At 48.8% G+C, this 15,323-nt stretch carries 15 protein-coding genes; 7 read left to right on the top strand and 8 right to left on the bottom strand.

Going from position 1 to position 15,323, the window contains the following annotated elements:
- Nucleotides 1–156: 156 nt before the first annotated feature.
- Genes Q0N89_RS07510 through Q0N89_RS07485 form a run of 6 tightly spaced genes read left to right on the top strand, consistent with a single transcriptional unit; the run spans nucleotide 157 to nucleotide 8,603 of the window.
- Nucleotides 157–1,890 carry an AMP-binding protein gene (locus Q0N89_RS07510; protein ID WP_294035012.1) on the top strand — a complete coding sequence of 578 codons (1,734 nt, stop codon included), beginning with the start codon at nucleotides 157–159 and terminating at the stop codon, nucleotides 1,888–1,890.
- Between the two features lie 55 nt (nucleotides 1,891–1,945).
- On the top strand, nucleotides 1,946–3,556 hold the full coding sequence (locus tag Q0N89_RS07505) for a carboxyl transferase domain-containing protein (protein WP_294035010.1): 1,611 nt from the start codon (nucleotides 1,946–1,948) through the stop codon (nucleotides 3,554–3,556).
- A gap of 16 nt (nucleotides 3,557–3,572) precedes the next feature.
- A complete protein-coding gene (locus Q0N89_RS07500) occupies nucleotides 3,573–4,370 on the top strand; it encodes an enoyl-CoA hydratase/isomerase family protein (RefSeq protein ID WP_294035008.1) in 798 nt (265 codons plus the stop codon).
- A gap of 55 nt (nucleotides 4,371–4,425) precedes the next feature.
- Nucleotides 4,426–6,474: an acetyl/propionyl/methylcrotonyl-CoA carboxylase subunit alpha gene (locus Q0N89_RS07495; protein WP_294035006.1), complete on the top strand. Its 2,049-nt coding sequence runs from the start codon at nucleotides 4,426–4,428 to the stop codon at nucleotides 6,472–6,474.
- An 8-nt stretch (nucleotides 6,475–6,482) separates the two neighbouring features.
- A complete protein-coding gene (locus Q0N89_RS07490) occupies nucleotides 6,483–7,403 on the top strand; it encodes a hydroxymethylglutaryl-CoA lyase (protein WP_294035004.1) in 921 nt (306 codons plus the stop codon).
- 24 nt (nucleotides 7,404–7,427) lie between these two features.
- Complete coding sequence (locus Q0N89_RS07485; protein WP_294035002.1) at nucleotides 7,428–8,603, top strand: isovaleryl-CoA dehydrogenase; 1,176 nt, start codon at nucleotides 7,428–7,430, stop codon at nucleotides 8,601–8,603.
- An 85-nt stretch (nucleotides 8,604–8,688) separates the two neighbouring features.
- Here the strand turns inward: Q0N89_RS07485 and ribBA are convergent, their stop codons facing one another.
- Both ribBA and Q0N89_RS07475 read right to left on the bottom strand, forming a co-directional pair.
- Nucleotides 8,689–9,786: a bifunctional 3,4-dihydroxy-2-butanone-4-phosphate synthase/GTP cyclohydrolase II gene (gene ribBA, locus Q0N89_RS07480; RefSeq protein ID WP_294035000.1), complete on the bottom strand. Its 1,098-nt coding sequence runs from the start codon at nucleotides 9,784–9,786 to the stop codon at nucleotides 8,689–8,691.
- A gap of 107 nt (nucleotides 9,787–9,893) precedes the next feature.
- The gene (locus Q0N89_RS07475) at nucleotides 9,894–11,141 is read right to left on the bottom strand and encodes a replication-associated recombination protein A (protein ID WP_294034998.1); all 1,248 of its coding nucleotides are present in this window, start codon (nucleotides 11,139–11,141) and stop codon (nucleotides 9,894–9,896) included.
- A gap of 87 nt (nucleotides 11,142–11,228) precedes the next feature.
- Here Q0N89_RS07475 and Q0N89_RS07470 point away from each other — a divergent pair, with 87 nt between their 5' ends.
- Nucleotides 11,229–11,705: a type IV secretion protein Rhs gene (locus Q0N89_RS07470; protein ID WP_294034996.1), complete on the top strand. Its 477-nt coding sequence runs from the start codon at nucleotides 11,229–11,231 to the stop codon at nucleotides 11,703–11,705.
- A 2-nt stretch (nucleotides 11,706–11,707) separates the two neighbouring features.
- Here the strand turns inward: Q0N89_RS07470 and Q0N89_RS07465 are convergent, their stop codons facing one another.
- From Q0N89_RS07465 to Q0N89_RS07440, 6 genes are read right to left on the bottom strand one after another with little or no spacing between them, the layout of a single operon-like run.
- Entirely contained in the window at nucleotides 11,708–12,442 is a 735-nt protein-coding gene (locus tag Q0N89_RS07465; RefSeq protein ID WP_294034994.1) for a hypothetical protein, read from the bottom strand.
- Nucleotides 12,443–12,451: 9 nt separating this feature from the next.
- Nucleotides 12,452–13,483, bottom strand: coding sequence for an FAD:protein FMN transferase (locus Q0N89_RS07460; protein WP_294034992.1), 1,032 nt, complete (start codon nucleotides 13,481–13,483; stop codon nucleotides 12,452–12,454).
- Between the two features lie 49 nt (nucleotides 13,484–13,532).
- Nucleotides 13,533–13,841, bottom strand: a complete 309-nt coding sequence (locus Q0N89_RS07455) for a hypothetical protein (RefSeq protein WP_294034990.1) — start codon at nucleotides 13,839–13,841, stop codon at nucleotides 13,533–13,535.
- Nucleotides 13,834–14,271 (bottom strand): hypothetical protein, encoded by a 438-nt coding sequence (locus Q0N89_RS07450; RefSeq protein ID WP_294034988.1) that lies wholly within the window; start codon nucleotides 14,269–14,271, stop codon nucleotides 13,834–13,836. The genes Q0N89_RS07455 and Q0N89_RS07450 overlap by 8 nt, the downstream gene beginning before the upstream one ends.
- 53 nt (nucleotides 14,272–14,324) lie before the next feature.
- Entirely contained in the window at nucleotides 14,325–14,858 is a 534-nt protein-coding gene (locus tag Q0N89_RS07445) for a cytochrome b/b6 domain-containing protein (RefSeq protein WP_294034986.1), read from the bottom strand.
- A 23-nt stretch (nucleotides 14,859–14,881) separates the two neighbouring features.
- A complete protein-coding gene (locus tag Q0N89_RS07440) occupies nucleotides 14,882–15,154 on the bottom strand; it encodes a PepSY domain-containing protein (RefSeq protein WP_294034984.1) in 273 nt (90 codons plus the stop codon).
- Nucleotides 15,155–15,323: the final 169 nt, after the last annotated feature.

The raw sequence follows: 15,323 nt of genomic DNA, 5'->3' as shown, positions 1-15,323 counted from the left end.
ATTGTTATTGACAAACCTATCTTGGGCTGTTTTAATACAGTATAACATCTATACTGATGTATACTGATGTGGATGAAAATACAAGGAAAGTGGTTTTTATCCGAGCGACATCTGCGTCGGTTATCTTGATACATTGCCAACAAAAAAGGGAATTTTATGAGCAATATCCTTGAATTACCCCGCATCCAAATGGGTGCCAAGTCCGCTAACGCCCCACTCCGCTTAAGCCATGATAAGGGCCCAACTGCGCCCTTGATTGAATCTACCATTGGCGCATTCTTTGATGCGATGGTGGCAAAAAATCCAGACAAAATCGCCATCATCTCAGCACATCAAAACATCCGCATGAGCTTTAAAGAGCTACAGTCCAAAGCCAATCAGCTTGCTAGCTCAATGATTAACATGGGACTGCAAAAAGGCGATCGTGTCGGCATCTGGTCGCACAATAATGTCGAGTGGGTCATCATGCTACTTGCTACCGCCAAGGCAGGGCTTGTGCTTGTCAATATCAATCCTGCCTATCGCATCTTTGAGCTTGAGTATGCTTTGAATAAAGTGGACTGCCAAGTGCTTGTGCTGATGCGCCACTTTAAGACCAGTGACTATGCTCGCATGATCCAAGAGATGGCGCCCGAATCTTTGCACCAAAATTACAAAAATCTTGAGCTGGTACGCCTACCCAACCTAAAACGGGTGGTGTGGATTGACAGTCCAGACTCTACAGAGAATTTTAGCTTTATGCAAAAATTCTCTGATTGGCTTGCCGAAGGTGATGAGCATGATCCACGCATCCAAGAGCGTACTAAGAAACTTAAGGCTGACAACCCTGTCAATATCCAGTTCACCAGTGGTACTACAGGTACACCAAAAGGGGCGACGCTCACTCATCGCAATATCCTGAATAACGGCTATTTCATCGGTGAGATGATGAATCTGACGGATGAAGATCGCCTATGCATCCCTGTGCCGATGTATCACTGCTTTGGGATGGTGCTGGGTGTGCTTGCCATTATGACGCATGGTGGTACCATCGTCTATCCAAATGATGGCTTTGATCCAAAGAGTGTGCTTGAAACTGTCGAAAAAGAAAAATGTACGGGTCTGCATGGTGTGCCGACGATGTTTATTGCTGAGCTTGACCATCCCGATTTTGATAACTATGATCTATCAAGCCTACGCACAGGCATCATGGCAGGCTCAAGCTGCCCGATCGAAGTGATGCGCCGTGTGATTGATAAGATGCACATGAAAGAAGTCACCATTGCTTATGGCATGACTGAGACATCGCCTGTGTCTTGTCAGACCAATAAATTCTCACCACTTGAAAAACAAGTCTCAACCGTCGGTCTGGTGCAGCCAAATCTAGAAGTCAAAATCGTCGATCCTGAAACAGGCGAAACTCTACCCATTGGCGAGACAGGTGAGCTTTTGACCCGTGGCTATTCGGTGATGCTTGGCTACTGGAACGACACCAGTAAGACCGCCGAAGCCATCGTCGATGGCTGGATGCATACAGGGGATCTGGCGACGATGGATGAAGATGGCTATGTCAAAATCGTCGGCCGTAGTAAAGATATGGTCATTCGTGGCGGTGAGAATATTTATCCAGTTGAAATCGAAAATTATCTATATCGCCATCCAAAAATCCGTGATGTACAAATCGTCGGCGTTCCTGACAAGAAATACGGTGAAGTGCTGGCGGCGTGGATTATTCCGAAAAAAGGTCGCAAGCTTAGCGAAGATGAAGTACGAGATTTTTGTCGTGATCACATCGCCCATTATAAGATCCCAACCTACATCCGCTTTGTCGATGAGTTTCCGATGACGGTTACAGGTAAGATTCAAAAATTCAAAATCGTCGAAGCGATGAAAGAAGAATTGGGGCTATAACTTGAGACGATAAGCAGTATGCTAAACAAGATAAGGATTATGGATAAGGACAATTATGAGCACAATTCTTGAGAGTAAACTGTCACCAAATTCGGCAGATTTTGGACAAAATGCCGCCGCCATGCAAAGATTGGTCGATGATCTAAAGTCCAAGCTTGCCATCATCGCCCAAGGTGGCTCGGAGTCTGCCCGTGCCAAGCATTTGGCTCGTGGCAAGCTACTACCCCGTCAGCGAGTCGAACAGTTACTGGATGCAGGCTCACCATTTTTGGAGATCTCACCGATGGCGGCATACGGCATGTACGATGCCGATATTCCTGCCGCTGGTGTCATCGCAGGCATTGGGCGTATCAGCGGTATTGAGTGTATGATTGTGTGTAATGATGCGACGGTCAAGGGTGGTACTTATTATCCAATGACGGTCAAAAAGCATCTCAGAGCCCAAGAAATCGCCAAAGAAAACCGCTTGCCTTGCGTGTATCTGGTGGATTCTGGTGGGGCAAACCTGCCCAATCAAGATGAAGTATTTCCTGATAAAGAGCATTTTGGTCGCATCTTTTTTAACCAAGCCAATATGAGCGCTGATGACATTCCACAGATCGCTGTGGTGATGGGTAGCTGTACTGCAGGCGGCGCTTATGTCCCTGCGATGAGTGATGAGTCCATCATCGTCAAAGAGCAAGGCACGATCTTTTTGGGCGGGCCACCACTGGTCAAGGCCGCCACAGGCGAAGAAGTCAGCAGTGAAGATTTGGGCGGTGGTGATGTACATACACGGCTGTCGGGCGTAGCTGATTATCTTGCCCAAAATGATCTGCACGCTCTGTCATTGGCTCGCCAAGTGGTCGGCAATCTGAATCGACAAAAAAACGCTATTCCCAACCAAGTAGCACCAAAGCCGCCAAAGTACGACGCCAAAGAACTCTACGGTATCATTCCTACCGATACACGCAAGCCCTTTGACATCCGTGAAATCATCGCACGCATCGTCGATGGTAGTGAGTTTGATGAATTTAAGGCACGCTTTGGCAATACGCTGGTGTGCGGTTTTGCTCGTATCGAAGGGATGCAGGTGGGTGTCATCGCCAATAACGGTATTTTGTTTAGCGAATCTGCCCAAAAAGGTACTCACTTTATTGAGCTGTGCTGTAAGCGTAAGATTCCATTGGTATTTTTGCAAAATATCACAGGCTTTATGGTTGGTCGTAAATACGAAAACGAAGGCATTGCACGACATGGTGCCAAGATGGTGATGGCAGTTGCCAATGCCAAAGTGCCAAAATTCACCGTCATCGTCGGTGGTTCATTTGGCGCAGGCAACTACGGTATGTGCGGCCGTGCGTACAGCCCAAGATTCTTGTGGATGTGGCCAAATGCTCGTATCTCAGTGATGGGCGGCGAGCAGGCGGCATCGGTACTTGCCACCGTCAAGCGAGACAATATCGAGCGTAGTGGCGAGACTTGGTCAAAAGACGATGAAGAAGCCTTCAAAGACCCAATTCGCAAGCAATACGATGAGCAAGGTCATCCGTATTATGCATCTGCAAGACTGTGGGATGATGGCGTGATTGATCCTGCTGATACACGCAGGGTGCTTGCCCTTGCCTTGAGTGCTGCTTATAACGCACCGATTGAAGAGACGAATTTTGGTGTGTTTAGAATGTAAAATGGATTTTAAGAGTATGGAAAATTTAGCAACTTTTGGCAGTTTGTTGTGCAGTATCGATCATCATGTAGCGACCGTCACCCTAAATCGCCCAGATAAGCGCAACGCCTTTAATGACGAAGTCATCAGCGAGCTGACCCAAGCTTTTGACTGCCTTGGTCAGCGTGATGATGTGCGAGTGATTGTTTTGGCGGCTAACGGCAAGGCATTTTGTGCAGGTGCAGATCTGAACTGGATGTGTGCGATGGCGGATTATACTTATGATGAAAATCTGGCCGATGCTGCCAAGCTTGCCGATATGCTGTCTGCCATCTATCACTGCCCAAAGCCCACCATCGCCAAAATCCAAGGCGATGTCTATGCAGGTGGCATGGGGCTGGTGGCGGCGTGTGATATGGCGGTGGCGGTCGATGGTGCGAAGTTTTGTCTAAGTGAAGTTAAGCTTGGCTTGATTCCTGCGACCATCAGCCCGTATGTGATCCGAGCGATGGGTGCACGAGCGGCGCATCGGTATTTTTTGACTGCTGAAGTGTTTGATGCGGCAGAAGCATATCGTATCGGCTTTGTGCATATGCTGTCTGATGAAGCGACTTTGACCGAAACTACGGACACGCTTATCAAGCATCTCATCAATGCCAGCCCAAATGCCGTCAAATCGTGTAAAGCACTGGTACAAAAAGTCGCCCATGCTGATATCGATGAGGCACTGATTCGTGATACGGTGGCGGATATTGCCAATATCCGAGCATCTGCCGAAGGGGTAGAAGGCGTGCAGTCATTTTTACAAAAACGCAAACCTGCTTGGTTTACCTGATTGACCAGCTAGATTGCCATTTGACCATAAGCTTGAATAACGATAAAGGATTATTATGTTTTCAAAAATCTTAATCGCCAACCGTGGCGAAATCGCCTGCCGTGTGGCAGCCACCGCAAGACGCCTAGGTATCGCAACTGTCGCTGTCTATTCTGATGCTGACCGTGATGCCAAGCATGTCGCCGTCTGTGATGAAGCGGTGCATATCGGTGGCTCTGCCCCAAAAGACAGCTATCTAAAATGGGATGTGATTATCGATGTCGCCAAGCGCATGGGTGCACAGGCGATTCATCCTGGCTATGGGTTTTTGAGTGAGAATGATGAATTTGCCAAAGCTTGCCAAGATGCAGGCTTGGTATTCATCGGCCCACCGGCATCTGCCATCACTGCTATGGGTCTAAAAGCTGAATCCAAGCGACTGATGGAGTCTGCCAATGTGCCCTTGATTCCAGGCTATCATGGTGAGAATCAAGATCCAAGCTTTTTGCACGCTCAAGCGGATGCCATCGGCTATCCTGTGCTGATCAAAGCCAGCTCAGGCGGTGGCGGTAAAGGGATGCGACTGGTCGAAAAATCCGAAGATTTTCTAGAAGCTCTGGCATCGTGTCAGAGAGAAGCGATCAAAAGCTTTGGCAGTGATAAGGTGCTGATCGAAAAATACGCACTTAAGCCACGCCATATCGAGATTCAGATCTTTGGTGATGCGCATGGCAATTATGTCTATCTGTTTGAGCGAGATTGCTCAGTACAGCGTCGCCACCAAAAGGTACTCGAAGAAGCACCTGCGCCAAATGTCGATCAAGCCATGCGTGAAGCAATGGGGGCAGCCGCCATCAATGCCGCTCGTGCGGTCGGCTATGTCGGTGCTGGCACGGTGGAGTTCATCGTTGAGCAGCGTGATGATGGCATGAGTTTTTATTTTATGGAAATGAACACTCGCTTACAGGTGGAGCATCCAGTCACCGAAGCCATCACAGGCACAGATTTGGTGGAGTGGCAGCTGCGTGTCGCTGCAGGCGAGCCACTGCCCAAGACCCAAGATGAGCTGACCATCACAGGGCATGCCATCGAAGCTCGTATTTGTGCAGAGAATCCTGACAATAACTTTTTGCCTGCTACAGGCGTGCTCAAAACTTATCAAAAACCAGCCCATACTGCCTTTGGTATTGCGGATGTGCGTATCGATGACGGCGTGCGTACAGGCGATGTCATCAGCCCTTATTATGATTCGATGATTGCCAAGCTCATCGTGCATGGCAGTACTCGAGAAGAAGCTTTGGCACGGCTAGATCAGACATTGGCACAGATGCATATCGTTGGCTTGCCAAATAATGTGGCTTTTTTGCGCCATGTTGTCGCTAGTAGGTCTTTTAAATTTGCCAATCTAGACACCGCGCTGATTGAGCGTGAAAAAGCCGTGCTATTTCATCAATCACCGTTATCATTACAACTACTCTCAGCGGCAGCGGTGGCAAATGCACTAGCCAAGCAGTCCATCATCACTTCCCAAGATCCTTTTGCCACGCAAATCGGCTTTCGGGCATTTGGTGAGTATGAGCAAAGCTTTGAGCTTGTGCACCATGAGCGTGCCTACCAAGCGGTGGTGAGCGATTGGCAAGATAATGCGTTCACGCTGACTTTGTCTGCCATCACCCAAAAAGACGCCAAAGCCCAAAACATCTTACAAAGCGAACCGATCGCCACCGTCGCAGTTGGCTACACCACCGATGACGATGGTCAAATCAGCTCGCTATGGCTAGATGGTCATCACCTGCCAGTGAGCGTCTATCAAGATGGCGAGACGGTGCATGTCTTTGGTCAAGCAGGCTATGATGTCATCACAGTCATTGACAAGCTTGCCCATACCGGCGATGAATCATCAGATGGTGGCAGTCTAAAATCACCAATGCCGGGGCAGGTGGTGGCGTTCCGTGTGGCGGTCGGTGATGCAGTCAAAAAAGGTCAGCCGCTGGCAGTGATTGAAGCGATGAAAATTGAGCATACCATCCATGCACCAGCCGATGGCGTGGTCAGTGAGCTGTTATTTGCCGCTGGGGATTTGGTCGCTGATGGCGATGAATTATTGCGCCTTGAGAGTCAATAGGAGTGTGTATGAATTATCCTGATACAGTACAGCTCATCGATGTCGGCGCTCGTGACGGCCTACAAAACGAAAAACAAACCGTCCCGACAGATGTCAAAATTGCACTCATCAATGGGCTACAACAAGCTGGTATCAAAAAACTTGAAGCCACAAGCTTTGTCTCGCCCAAATGGGTGCCACAGATGGCGGATAATCAAGCGGTGCTATCAGGCATCGATATCTATGATGATGTCGTCTATTCGGTGCTGACGCCGAATATGAAAGGCTTTGAATCAGCTTTGGCATCTCGTCCATCGCAGGCTTATGAAGTGGTGATTTTTGGGTCGGCAAGTGAAGCTTTTAGCCAAAAAAACATCAATTGTAGCATCGATGAGAGTATCGAGCGGTTCGCCCCTGTGGTCACTGCCGCCAAGGCACAAGGCATCGGTGTGCGTGGGGTGATTTCTTGTACGGTGGGCTGTCCTTATGAAGGTGATGTCTTGCCGAGCCAAGTCGCCGCCGTCACCAAAAAAATGGTAGCCATCGGTGCTGAGCACATTGGCATCGCTGATACCATCGGCGTTGGCACACCCATTAAGGTACAAAACGCCCTGTCTGCTGCGCTTGACTATATTGATATTGATCATATCTCTGGGCATTTTCATGACACCTATGGGCAAGCCGTTGCCAATACCTTAGCAGCGCTACAAATGGGCGTGCGTCAGTTTGACACTTCGGTGGCAGGACTGGGTGGCTGTCCATATGCCAAGGGCGCTACAGGCAATGTCGCCACCGAAGATGTGGTATATCTGCTACACGGCATGGGGATACAGACAGGCATTAATCTGGATAAGTTGGTCGATGTCGGTCAAAAGATCAGTGAATTTTTGGGTCGCCCTAATGGCTCAAAAGTCGCAAGAGCCATTTTAAACAAACGCAAAACAACATAAATCGCAACAAACAGGAGTATTGTGATGACTTTAGGATTAGATTATCAGCTTGGTGATGACATCAACGCCTTGCGTGAAGCAGTGCAGGCATTTGCCGCTGCCGAGATTGCCCCCCGTGCTGCCGAGATTGACCATAGTGATCAGTTTCCGATGGATCTATGGCAGAAGATGGGTGAGCTTGGACTGCATGGCATCACCGTGCCTGAAGCTTATGGCGGTGTCGATATGGGCTATGTGGCGCACATGGTGGCAATGGAAGAAATCAGCCGTGCATCTGCGTCGGTGGCACTAAGCTATGGTGCACACTCAAACCTGTGCATCAACCAAATCAAGCGAAACGGCAACGAAGCCCAAAAACAAAAATACCTACCCAAGCTCATCACTGGTGAGTACATCGGTGCGCTTGCCATGAGTGAGCCAGGGGCAGGTTCTGATGTGACCAGCATGAAGCTTAAGGCTGAAGAAAAAGACGGCGTCTATGTGCTCAATGGCACCAAGATGTGGATCACCAATGGCCCTGATGCAGATGTGATGGTGGTCTATGCCAAGACCAATCCTGAGCTTGGTGCGAAGGGCATCACGGCGTTTTTGGTCGAAAAAGGTATGAAAGGCTTTTATACCGCCCAAAAACTTGATAAGCTCGGTATGCGTGGCAGTCACACAGGGGAGATGGTGTTTGAAAATGTCGAAGTCCCTGCTGAGAATATCTTAGGTGGTCTTAATAATGGTGTCAAGGTACTGATGAGCGGGCTTGACTATGAGCGTGCAGTACTGGCAGCAGGTCCAATTGGCATCATGCAGGCGGTGATGGATAATGTCATCCCATATATCCATGACCGTAAGCAGTTTGGGCAGTCGATTGGTGAATTTCAGCTAATCCAAGCCAAAGTCGCTGATATGTACACCACCTTGCAAGCGGGTCGTAGCTTCTTATACACTGTGGGTAAAAACTTGGATTTGCTTGGTGCTGAGCATGTGCGCCAAGTGCGTAAAGACTGTGCGAGCGTGATTCTGTGGACTGCCGAAAAAGCCACTTGGATGGCAGGCGAAGGTATCCAAATCTTTGGCGGTAATGGCTTTACCAATGAGTTCCCACTCGGTCGCCTATGGCGTGATGCCAAGCTGTACGAAATCGGCGCAGGCACGAGCGAGATTCGCCGTATGCTGATTGGTAGAGAATTGTTTAACGAAACTGCATAAAATACCAAAAAACCAAAAAGCTGCATCCAAATGGGCGCAGCTTTTTTGTTGGTCGATATTTTGCTTGCCAAATTTGATATTTAGCTTATTTATCCACCGTCTCAACAATGTTCAAATCAAAGCCAGACAGTGCATTAAACTTAATCGGGCTAGATAGCAGGCGCATATTGGTCACGCCTAGGTGCTTGAGAATTTGCGCACCGACGCCGATGGTCTGATACGGCGCACGGCGGTTTTGGCTCGTGGGTTTGGCAGGATTTTTGAGTGCATCGAACGCATCTGCCACACCCATCTCATCCCCATGACCAATCCACACCAGCACACCATGCTCGCTGTCGGCAATCTCGGCAAGGGCATTTTGGATGGTCCAGTGGCTACCTGCGGTATGAATGCCAAACAAATCTTTCATCGGATTAAAGCTGTGCACACGCACGGTACTGACACCATCAGCGGTCGGCGCACCTTTGACAAATGCCAAATGCACATCATCTGAGCCAAACTCGCTAAAGCGATACGCAGTAAATTCGCCGTGTTCGGTGGTGATGGGGAAATGTTCCACTTCGCTCACCGTCTGCTCGGTCGCCATGCGATATTGAATCAAATCGGCGATTGTGCCGATTTTTAGCCCATGTTCTTTGGCGAAGATTTCTAGGTCATCACGGCGTGCCATCTCGCCATCTGGCTTTATAATCTCAACAATCACCGATGCTGGCTCAAGCCCTGCCAAGCGTGCCAAATCACAGCCTGCTTCGGTGTGTCCAGCACGGTGCAGTACGCCGCCTTTGCGTGCCATGATGGGGAAGATGTGTCCCGGTTGTACGATGTCGCTCGGCTTGGCATTGGGCGCAACTGCCGCACGCACGGTGGTGGCACGGTCTGATGCTGAGATGCCTGTGGTGACCCCTTCGGCAGCTTCGATGGATAAGGTGAAATTGGTGCTGAATTTCGCGCCATTTTTATCACTCATCAATGGCAAATCCAGCTGCTGACAGCGCTCTTCGGTGAGTGTCAAGCACACAAGCCCACGCGCATGAGTAATCATAAAATTAATCGCTTCAGGCGTGATGTGGCTTGCCGCCATAATCAAATCGCCTTCATTTTCACGGTCTTCGTCATCCATGAGAATGACCATTTTGCCATTTTTGATGTCTTCGATGATTTCGGTAATGCTGTTCATTGTCATAATAATTTACCTAGTTGTTTGTCATGCGTATGTCGTGCGTATATATGGGCGGATTGGGCTATTACAAAGGTTATTATAAAGGATTGTCGGTAAGTTTTGGGAAATTTTCATGAACTGCCTTGTTTGAGCCAATTGATAAACGCATAGCTGGCTTGCTCTTTTTGATTATCGGCAAATTGATAAAAACGAGTACCGACAAGGCTATCGGGCAGATACTGCTGTGGGTGATAGTGATTGGGATAATCGTGCGGATAGATGTAGCCTGCGCCATAGCCGTCCGCTTGCATAAGCTTGGTGACACCATTTCGCAGGTGTAGCGGTACGGGTGATTGGTCAGTTTCGGCAAGCTTCATGGCGGCATTGATGGCGTTGTAGCTGGAGTTGGATTTGGGGCTATTGGCAAGATACACCACCGCTTGCCCAAGAATAATCCGAGCTTCAGGCATCCCAATCGACTGCACCGAACGCAGGGCAGTATCAGCAATCAGTAGCGCATTGGGGTTGGCAAGCCCGATGTCTTCGCTGGCTGCGATGACCAGACGGCGCGCGACAAAGGTAGCATCTTCGCCAGCGCTTAGCATCCGAGCCATCCAGTACAAGGCAGCATCAGCATCACTACCACGGATGGACTTAATCATCGCCGACACCAAATCATAATGATTATCCCCTGATTTGTCATAGCGAACTAGGGATTGTCCTGCCACTGCGGTGACACTTTGGTTATCGATAATCACAGGCTCACTGCCGGCAGCGACGAGCTCAAGTAGGTTTAGCGCACGGCGTCCATCGCCTTGAGATAGGTCGATGAGTGCTGTTAAATCATTGATAATAATCTGTTTTTGTTTAAGTATGGTATCTTTTTGGATGGCTCGCTTGATGAGTGCGGTGATTTCGTGTGGTTCAAGCGGATGCAGCTTGTACACCTGACAGCGAGACAGTAGCGCATTATTGACGCTGAACGACGGATTTTCGGTGGTTGCGCCAATAAAGGTAATCTCGCCAGTTTCTACCGCTTGTAGTAGGGCATCCTGCTGGGCTTTATTAAAGCGGTGAATCTCATCGACGAATACCACAGGCGGTTCGTGAAACAGCCCATCGTCATGGCTAAGCACTTCTCGCAACTCTTTGACACCGCTACTGACCGCCGATAAAGGGCGAAACGGACGATTCACCGCACTTGCCAGCAGCATCGCCATCGTCGTTTTGCCGATGCCTGCTGAGCCATGCAAGATGATGGATGGCAAAAAACCTTGATTGACAATGTTGCGAATGGGTGCATTATCGCCAAGTAGGTGCGTCTGTCCGATGACATCGGCAAGGGTGGCGGGGCGCATACGTTCGGCTAAGGGTTTCATAAATGGTTGGCTTTGGCTGGTGATTGTGGTATTTTAGCACAATTTAGACCGCTTTGATAAATTGGCATCCAAGCTTTAACCATTATCATGATTAGTAATCCTATCTGCTTTCGCGCGCTGAGCCGTCCTTTGAGTGATGGCGAAAAACAGCTTGCCAAAAGTGTGTTTGGCGACGCCATCGACCTTGAGCGTGTTCGGCTCAAGACCGCTTGGTGGGTGCTGTCAGGCTATGCGGTGTCGCCTGATGGCAATATTTATTTTCATCCTGATGATTGGATGGTGGATGTTTCACGTGAAACCTTGACCAAGCGTGCATGGTTCATCCATGAGCTGACCCATGTGTGGCAGGTACAGCAGGGCAAGGCGGTGTTTTGGCGTGCGCTCTTTAACCGCCGATATCGCTATACATTGCGTGATGGCAAAAGCTTTTTTGCTTATGGTATCGAACAGCAGGCGCGCATGGTCGAAGAGTATTATATCCGCCGTGAGACACATCAAGACTGCACGGCGTGGCAGGCGTGTGTGCCGTTTGTGGCGGATAATCAGCAGACGGATGGGGCTTGATGTCAAGCGTCTGTGGGGCGTGATGATGTGTTCAGCTGAATCACCCGATAGCACAGCACCGTGCCAAGAATCGCATTACTAAAAAAGTACAACCAGCCAAGCCACAGCGATGTGCTATCACTACCGACAAACAAGCCATGCGCCACGATGCTTGCATAAGCCAGCAGTGCGGTGGCATGGATGTATCGCCATAGTTCTGGGCGAATCAGCGTCTTGGCATGATGTCCAAGTGTGATAATGATGCTCAGATACAGTGCCAATTGTCCAATACCGGCAAAAATGCGCTTGGTGGTGTCAAGTCCGCTAATACCAAAAGGAATAAGCAGTTCGCCCACGCTTGGCGACAGATAACCATCAAAATACAAAATCATGGCGTGTAAAACAGCGGTGATGATGGCACTACTACCAAAAAACCGATGCCAATCCAGTGCCGTACCACGAGCGAACCAAGTATTGGCATTTTTGCTACCAATCATCAGCCCTGTCATCACCGATAGCCAAAATAGCAAATACGCCACCACGCCTAGCACTCGTGACCATTGCCACGCCAGTTGTGAGTCGCTTTGTAGGGATTCATTGATAAATGTCGTCAAAGAAATAGGCTCGCCAAATACCCAAAAGCCCATCAGCCAGCCGATGAGTGAGACAAGAAGTATCATCACGATGATGACGGTTTTGAGTGGTGTAATGTCGCTGTTTGAGCTTGGTTTTGTGGAGGTGTGTGCGGTCTTGGTCATGGTCGTTGTTCACATAGTGTGGTTGGAAGTAGTGCTCAGTGCTGTTTGCATCGCAGGGTTTAGCCACTGCTGATAACCTGAGGGTGTGTGGATAATCCACGACAGCCCTAGATGGTCAAGTCTGTGCTGTACAAGCCATGTCAGCATCCTAGAGATACCCAAAAGACAGCTTAGTTTGCTTAGGCTTTGGGCGAGATTGGTGCTGTGGTGTAAGTCATCGGCATCAGTTGGCGTGATAAGCACGCTGGCATTGATGATATCAGTGCTGTGACTGCGTGCATGGCTTGGGTGAATTAGATGGTGGCGCATCTGTCCATTAGCTTGCCAATGCCGATAATCAATGCCTGATGTCGAGAGTATCGCTGTGGTCAGTAAATCAATGACTGGGCTGTCAAGATGCTCGTATCTGCGCCAGCCTTGAGCGGATAATCGTGCCAAGTCATCATAGGACGCCATCGGTAGTTCTGCTGTCCATTTGTCATGATTGAGCGAGTGGCGGATGTCTTGGGCGGTTGGTAGATGCACCATCCAAGGCGTGTGTGTCATATCACCCAAGCAAACCATATCACCGCCAGCATCGAGCAGTATCGGCGTCTGTGTGGCGTGATAAAAGGCTTGAGCGACTTGTATTGCGGTGAGTAGCTTGGCAAACCCACCCAAATCAAGCATCACGCCATCAGCGAGTGTCACCTGCTTGGTGCTTGGCTCAAGCGTGATGGATTGATGGCTGATGGCTGGGCTATCGGCTGTGCTGATGATGGTGGGTAGCTTATCAAAGCTGTGCTGATAACCCATTGCGTGTAGCGCACCACCGATGGCAGGACTGATTAAGTCTTGGGTAAAATTTGCCATCGCCATCGCACGCTCAAGCATCTGATACAGTGCATCTGATACGACCATCTGCCGACTGTGATTGAGCATCATCAGCTCACTATTAGGCACAAAGCGACTAAAGCGAGCTTCTGCTGTCGCTATCTGGGATATCACATCATCAAGCGCTTGGCGAGTAGCGGTATCATCGACGGCACTAATCGCAGTCATCTGACAACCCATCGCAAAAAATTTGGCACACAGCATAAACTGATTATCCTTAGCGAGATGAGCGTGCTTGAATGCGTGGCTGATTGACTGTGCTATACATCACCGCTTGGGCTTGGGCTTGGGCTTGTTGTTTTAGCCCATCGGCGCTGACATAGGGCAGATTTGCCAAGTCAGGATTGGTGCTTGGTGTCGCAGATGTCGCAGAGATTGCCATCGCAGGACTGTCGGTGGTTGCGGTGCTGATTGGGGCAGTGCCAAGCGTTGGCGGATTGAGCGTATAATAACTGACAAATGCCACCAGTAATAACAGCAGACAGTTCACCATCGCCACAAGTTTTAGTGTTGGTAGCTTAATCATCATCTTCACCTTCTCCATTTTCTTCATATTCACCACTTTCACCACCTTGATAACTGTATTGGGCGGTTTGTAGCGTTGGGATGTCGGTGCGATTGGTAACAGCGATGACTTGTCCGGTATTGCCATCTAGATACAGCTGATTACTCGCTGTGGTGACTTGATAGGCAAGTGTCCCTTGATAATTCACCTTTTGGACTTGCTCGGGCGTTTGGGTGGGTAATAATTCGGCGACTTTTTGGGTGATGGCTTGCTCGCTCAATGCTGATGCAGTGGTGGTTTTACTTGGCAAGCTTGCGACAGTTTGGGCAGGTGTGCTTGTGCTGACTGTCGGTGCTGCTTGAGATTTTAGCCCAAGTGAGACGACGACACCGACGAGTAGCAGGCTGATAAAAAGTGAGATGGCAAGTAGCCAATGTTGTGTGCGGGTCATATTTTTCCCCAAAGAAAATTCAAAAAAACACCCATCAATGATGGGCGTGTGTATCAGTAATCACGACGCACTGTCTTGTTGCCAGTAATCATTGCCTTGACAAGGTTTTGTTTTTCAATAAACCCCATGCCGATGGCAGATAGCACGTGCAATGGAATCAGTACATATAGGCTATTGGCAAGTAGCTCATGACCCTCTTGTAGCCACTCTTCGCCCCAATACGCATCCATCCCCATCATATAGCCCGTCACGCCAAGCCCGATGATGACGCCCCACAGTGCAAACATCATCAATGCACCAAAGGGATTGTGCCCTAAGTGTTTTTCGCCGTTGCCACAGATGGATTGTAGATGGTTTTTGATGCGATTTGGCGTTGGGAAAAAGTCGCTAAAGCGCGCGTATTTTGTCCCAATAAAGCCCCAAATCAAACGAGACACCACGATACCTGCCACCGCATAGCCGACATATTCATGCCAAGTGCTACCTTCTTCGGTCAGCTCAAATAAGTTGATAAAGACGCCGATTGCGACTGTCCAGTGGGTCAGCCTGACCCATAAATCCCAGACTTTGACGGTGGTGGTGCTCATGATGTTTCTCCTAGATTTACTAATTATTCGATTTCGCTTTTGATGATTTTGCCGGTTTTCATATCAAAGTACATTTCGACTTTTTTGCCTTTTGGGCTTTTGCCGTATAGCTCATAGCAGTTGCCACTGACTTTGAAATTTTTGACCATAAAGCCTTTTTTGGTCAACGCTTGTTCAAAAGCTTGTTGTGAGATGCGCTCATTTTCTGGGTAGCTTTGGCAAGTTGCACTAGCAAAGGCAGAAGTGCTAGCGACGATAGCGGTCAATGCTAGGGCGATGGTTTTGATAGCTTTCATAAAAAGTTTCCTTAAAAATATTAAGTTGTTTGAAAAACCCACCGTGCTCGGTGGATGTGCACAGTATAATCGCCAAACCTTAAACGAACCTTAAGAAAGTGAAATATTTTTAAAAATAAATTTATTTTTATCTAAATGATAATGATTCTAGCAGTGATAAATATTCCCA

This window comes from uncultured Moraxella sp. (assembly GCF_945873075.1).
Classification (GTDB): Bacteria; Pseudomonadota; Gammaproteobacteria; order Pseudomonadales; family Moraxellaceae; genus Moraxella.
This window is presented reverse-complemented; position numbering and strand designations above follow the sequence as displayed.

What these genes read in the sequence shown, in the direction of transcription:
- Q0N89_RS07510 (WP_294035012.1), top strand. Translation starts at nt 157, where the DNA reads ATGAGCAATATCCTTGAATTACCCCGCATCCAAATGGGTGCCAAGTCC.
- Q0N89_RS07505 (WP_294035010.1), top strand. Translation starts at nt 1,946, where the DNA reads ATGAGCACAATTCTTGAGAGTAAACTGTCACCAAATTCGGCAGATTTT.
- Q0N89_RS07500 (WP_294035008.1), top strand. Translation starts at nt 3,573, where the DNA reads ATGGAAAATTTAGCAACTTTTGGCAGTTTGTTGTGCAGTATCGATCAT.
- Q0N89_RS07495 (WP_294035006.1), top strand. Translation starts at nt 4,426, where the DNA reads ATGTTTTCAAAAATCTTAATCGCCAACCGTGGCGAAATCGCCTGCCGT.
- Q0N89_RS07490 (WP_294035004.1), top strand. Translation starts at nt 6,483, where the DNA reads ATGAATTATCCTGATACAGTACAGCTCATCGATGTCGGCGCTCGTGAC.
- Q0N89_RS07485 (WP_294035002.1), top strand. Translation starts at nt 7,428, where the DNA reads ATGACTTTAGGATTAGATTATCAGCTTGGTGATGACATCAACGCCTTG.
- ribBA (WP_294035000.1), bottom strand. Translation starts at nt 9,786, where the DNA reads ATGACAATGAACAGCATTACCGAAATCATCGAAGACATCAAAAATGGC.
- Q0N89_RS07475 (WP_294034998.1), bottom strand. Translation starts at nt 11,141, where the DNA reads ATGAAACCCTTAGCCGAACGTATGCGCCCCGCCACCCTTGCCGATGTC.
- Q0N89_RS07470 (WP_294034996.1), top strand. Translation starts at nt 11,229, where the DNA reads ATGATTAGTAATCCTATCTGCTTTCGCGCGCTGAGCCGTCCTTTGAGT.
- Q0N89_RS07465 (WP_294034994.1), bottom strand. Translation starts at nt 12,442, where the DNA reads ATGACCAAGACCGCACACACCTCCACAAAACCAAGCTCAAACAGCGAC.
- Q0N89_RS07460 (WP_294034992.1), bottom strand. Translation starts at nt 13,483, where the DNA reads ATGACTGCGATTAGTGCCGTCGATGATACCGCTACTCGCCAAGCGCTT.
- Q0N89_RS07455 (WP_294034990.1), bottom strand. Translation starts at nt 13,841, where the DNA reads ATGATTAAGCTACCAACACTAAAACTTGTGGCGATGGTGAACTGTCTG.
- Q0N89_RS07450 (WP_294034988.1), bottom strand. Translation starts at nt 14,271, where the DNA reads ATGACCCGCACACAACATTGGCTACTTGCCATCTCACTTTTTATCAGC.
- Q0N89_RS07445 (WP_294034986.1), bottom strand. Translation starts at nt 14,858, where the DNA reads ATGAGCACCACCACCGTCAAAGTCTGGGATTTATGGGTCAGGCTGACC.
- Q0N89_RS07440 (WP_294034984.1), bottom strand. Translation starts at nt 15,154, where the DNA reads ATGAAAGCTATCAAAACCATCGCCCTAGCATTGACCGCTATCGTCGCT.